Annotated in this window: 4 protein-coding genes and 1 other RNA gene; 2 read left to right on the forward strand and 3 right to left on the reverse strand. The window is 68.5% G+C overall.

What is annotated here, in order from left to right:
* Positions 1-36: 36 nt before the first annotated feature.
* Positions 37-390, reverse strand: an RNA gene (gene rnpB, locus ACI38Z_RS03380) — RNase P RNA component class A.
* 80 nt (positions 391-470) lie between these two features.
* Between rnpB and ACI38Z_RS03385 the strand changes: the two genes are divergently transcribed.
* Together ACI38Z_RS03385 and ACI38Z_RS03390 are read left to right on the forward strand one after the other, a co-directional pair.
* A complete protein-coding gene (locus tag ACI38Z_RS03385; RefSeq protein WP_439788777.1) occupies positions 471-992 on the forward strand; it encodes a PTS sugar transporter subunit IIA in 522 nt (173 codons plus the stop codon).
* A 12-nt stretch (positions 993-1,004) separates the two neighbouring features.
* Entirely contained in the window at positions 1,005-1,649 is a 645-nt protein-coding gene (locus ACI38Z_RS03390; protein WP_439788778.1) for an IMPACT family protein, read from the forward strand.
* A 109-nt stretch (positions 1,650-1,758) separates the two neighbouring features.
* Here the strand turns inward: ACI38Z_RS03390 and ACI38Z_RS03395 are convergent, their stop codons facing one another.
* Together ACI38Z_RS03395 and ACI38Z_RS03400 are read right to left on the reverse strand one after the other, a co-directional pair.
* Positions 1,759-2,397: an HAD family hydrolase gene (locus ACI38Z_RS03395; protein WP_439788779.1), complete on the reverse strand. Its 639-nt coding sequence runs from the start codon at positions 2,395-2,397 to the stop codon at positions 1,759-1,761.
* An 8-nt stretch (positions 2,398-2,405) separates the two neighbouring features.
* The gene (locus ACI38Z_RS03400) at positions 2,406-3,887 is read right to left on the reverse strand and encodes an aminopeptidase C (protein ID WP_439788780.1); all 1,482 of its coding nucleotides are present in this window, start codon (positions 3,885-3,887) and stop codon (positions 2,406-2,408) included.
* Positions 3,888-3,895: the final 8 nt, after the last annotated feature.

A 3,895-nucleotide genomic window follows, 5' to 3' on the forward strand; every position in this document is an offset into this window, starting at 1 on the left:
AGGGAAACGTGTGACATGTTGGGAGTCCTAAGAGAAAAGCGAAGTGGGCCCGTAAGCCGGGTTCTGTCGAGGACGATCATTTATCTACTGACGCCGTTGCCGGCGCCCTCTAGCTCGCAACCCGAGCGCAGTGCGGGCCACACCATGGCGCTCCTATTTGCGATTGCTCCGGAGGGGGCTTGCCAAGCCGCCGTATCGCTACGACGCTGGTGGTCTCTTGCACCACCGTTTCAGCTTTTCTCTCACTCGCTCGCGCGAGCAGCGGGAGTCTTCTTTTCTGCGGCGCTTTCCGTCGGGTCACCCCGCCAGGCCGTTGGCCTGCCTCCTGCCCTGTGGAGCCCGGACTTTCCTCATGGCGCTTGCGCGCCCCGCGATCGTCTGGCCCACTTCGCACAAGCGATTCTAGCAGACGGGCGCCGCGCGGCGCAAATCTGTACAATGGCTTCAGACGATCTGAGCGAAGGGTTTGCATGGGGTTTCTTGAGCACGTGTTCGGCGGGGGAGAAGAGCCTCCCGCCGCGTTGGATGTCGATGGCGGCAAGGGCAAGGTCCTCTCGCCCGTGAGCGGGCAGGCCGTGTCGATAGGGGAGGTGCCCGACCCCGTGTTCGCCTCGGGCGCCCTTGGGGCCGGCATCGCCATAGAGCCCGAGGGCGACGTGCTCTTCTCGCCCGTGGACGGCGTCGTGTCCGTGACCACGGGGACCGACCACGCCATCGGCGTGACGGACGAGGACGGTGCCGACATCCTGCTGCACATAGGGATCGACACCGTGAGCCTGCGCGGCCAGGGGTTCCGCCGCTACGTGCGCAAGGGCCAGCACGTGAGCGCCGGCCAGCCGCTCATGCGCTTCGATCCGGGGCTCATCCGCAAGAGCGGGCTCGACTCGCACGTGGTCGTCGTGGTCACCAACACGGAGGACCTCGCGGCCGTGACCCCGGCGGTGCCGGGCAGGGTCGACGCCGGCGAGCTCGTCCTCGCCATCGAGTACTAGGCGGTGCGACGCATGGCGGAGGACGCGGGCTACAGGACGATCGAGGCGGGCTTCGAGGCGACGGGCGAGTTCGAGGACCGCCGCAGCCGCTTCATCGCGCAGGTCAGGCACGTCACCAGCGAGCGCGAGGCCGAGGAGTTCATCCAGGAGGTGCGCTCCCGCCACCACGACGCGCGGCACAACGTGCCCGCGTGGGTGCTGGCCGACGGCCGCGTGCGGTGCTCCGACGACGGCGAGCCGCAGCGGACCTCCGGCATGCCCACGCTCGAGGTGCTGCGCGGCGCGGGGCTCGCGGACGTGTGCTGCGTGACGACGCGCTACTTTGGCGGGACGCTGCTGGGCCCGGGCGGCCTCGTGCGCGCCTACACGGCGGCTGCGCAGGCGGCGCTCGCAAGCGCCAGGGAGGCCGGCAAGATAGTGACCATGACCCTGGTCACGCGCGTGACCTGCGTGATTCCCTACTCCGCGTACGGCCGCGTGGAGCGGCTCGTGGGGGAGTGCGCGGGCAAGGTGCGTGATAGCGTGTTCGCTGAGGACGTGCAGCTCACGTGCGACTTCCGCGCCGGGGACGAGGAGCGCTTCGTGTTTGCCATGCGCGAGCTCGCCAACGGCGAGGACCTCTGCAAGGTGGCCGAGCCCAGGTTCGCGCAGTTCTAGCACGCAGAGCGCGGGACCCCGTGGGGGAGAAGCGCAAAAGACGAAGGCGCCGCCGCCCCGGGCTGGGACGGCGGCGCACGTGTCTGGAATCCGGGTGGGGCCGATTGGGCTAGAAGCTCAGCCCCCGCGCCTTGAGGTCCTCCTCCAGGGCCTCGGGCGTCGTGAACAGGTGCCCCTGCATGCCTGCGACCTCGGCGCCGCGCACGTTGTCGGCGTTGTCGTCCACAAAGAGGCACTCCGCCGGGTCGAGCCCGTACTCGTCAGTCAGGAGGCGGTAGATGCGTGGGTCGGGCTTCATGAGGCGCACGAAGGCCGAGACCACCCAGCCGTCCATGTGCGCGAAGGCCGGGATGTCGTCCTTGAAGGCCATGAAGTTGGTTCCGGCGTTGGAGAGCAGGTAGCAGCCGTAGCCCGCATCGTGCAGGCGCGCCACCAGGTCGTTGGTGCCGGGGATGTTGCGGCGGTGCCTGTACCAGCCGTGGATGCACTCGTGCAGGTTGGGGCGCAGGCGCTCCGGCAGGCGCACCGCCGCGATGCGCTCCATCGTGTCCGTGTCGATCGTGCCGGAGTCGAGCAGGGCCCACGAGGGGTTTGAGAAGAGCGCGGCATCCAAGGCCTGCGCGTCCTTCTCGTCCTGAGTGAACTTGCGCGCGAACTCGATGCCCGAGAAGTACATGAGCACGCCGCCCATGTCGAACACCACGTTCCTGATGGGGCCGGTCGCCGCGCTTGCGTTGGATTTCGTCATGGCTCCCCCTAGTCCCTCTTGCCGAGCGCGTGGCAGACGTTGCTCCACGGGGCGATGTCCGTCGCGGGCGCCTCGTCCCACTGGCGCAGCACGTCGGCGGGCACGAACTCGCGGCGCACGTCGACCTCGCCGCCGTAGAGGTGGAACCAGTCGGCGCTCATCACGAGGTAGCCGTCCTTGCCCATGTCCTTGCCCCAGCTGTTCTCGACGCGCCAGGCCTTTGGCCTGCCCTCGCCGTCGAGCTCGACGCCCTGGAAGCACATGGCGTGCGTGAGGGAGGTCTCGCGCGCGTCGATCATGTCGGCGCGGCCCATGGAGAGGTCGACGCCGAAGAGGCCCTCGAGGTCGAGGCCGTCGAGCGAGAGCACGTAGTTGTAGTCGTCGATGTAGCGCGGGAACTCCTGCATGACGTCGCAGGCCATGGCGCAGGGCACGCCGGCCCTCAGGCTCGCCGTGGCCGCCGCGTCGAGCACCTCGGGCGCCACGTTGAGCACGCGGTTGGGCCTGCCGCCCTGCACGGAGTCCGTGAGCGTGATGTGCCAGGCCGTGCCCCAGGGGCGGTCCCTGCCGGGCATGGAGACCAGGGCCACGTAGTCGTCCGGGTCGACGGGCACGTAGCGCTTGGCGAACTCGAGCGGCGTGATGCCGAAGTCGCGCAGGATGCGCTTGGCCTTGGGCTTGTCGCCCTCGGCGGCGTTGGACGCGCCCTTCTCGCCCTCGTCGGACTTGGGCTCGGGCTCGACCGCGGAGACCTTCGCGGGGTCGGCCTTGCACTTCTCGCCCACCTCGAGCTCGAGGTCGAAGGTGACGGGCGGCTCGCCCAGGCACGTCGCGAGCAGGCGGTGCACGTCGGACAGGATCTCCTGCTTGCGGGCGCGCAGTGCGTCGTCCGCGGCGCCGGCCTCGTGCATGCGCCTCAGCTCGAGGGCGCCCTTGCGCACGAGCCTGCCGAGCTGGTCGTTCATCTGGGTGGAGTTCTTGCTGCAGGCGGTCTCGGGCATGGCGGACTTGGGGACGATGCCCCACTTGCGCACGAGGTTCATCGCGAACGAGTAGTAGCCGCCGTCACCGATGCCGTCCTCGAGGACGAGGCAGACCTCGCGCGAGTCGATGGGCAGGTCCGCAGTCCGGATGGCGTACTCGAGCGTGGAGTTGGCCTTCTCGAGCTTGTCGTAGAACATGCCGAACGACTGGCTGAACTCGATGGTGTCCACGTCCAGGAACTCCATCGTGTCGTGGCGCAGCGCGTTCATGGCGCTGAAGAACCAGCAGCGGCCGCTCTGGCGCTGGTTGGTGATTTTGGCGGTCTTGGGGACGCTGATGCCGTACGTGTCGCTGTACGTGCGCATCTTGGTGGTGTCGCGTGCCGCAGCCATCACGTTGGACGAGGTGACGGCGTTCCTCGCGACCCTGTTCGCCCTCTCGGCCGAGAAGGACGCGTTCCTCTCGGCCGCCCAGGACGTGCCTACCGCCTGGCTGTCTTGATTCATGGGACCTC

This window comes from Parafannyhessea sp. (genome assembly GCF_051876455.1).
Taxonomy (GTDB): domain Bacteria; phylum Actinomycetota; class Coriobacteriia; order Coriobacteriales; family Atopobiaceae; genus Parafannyhessea.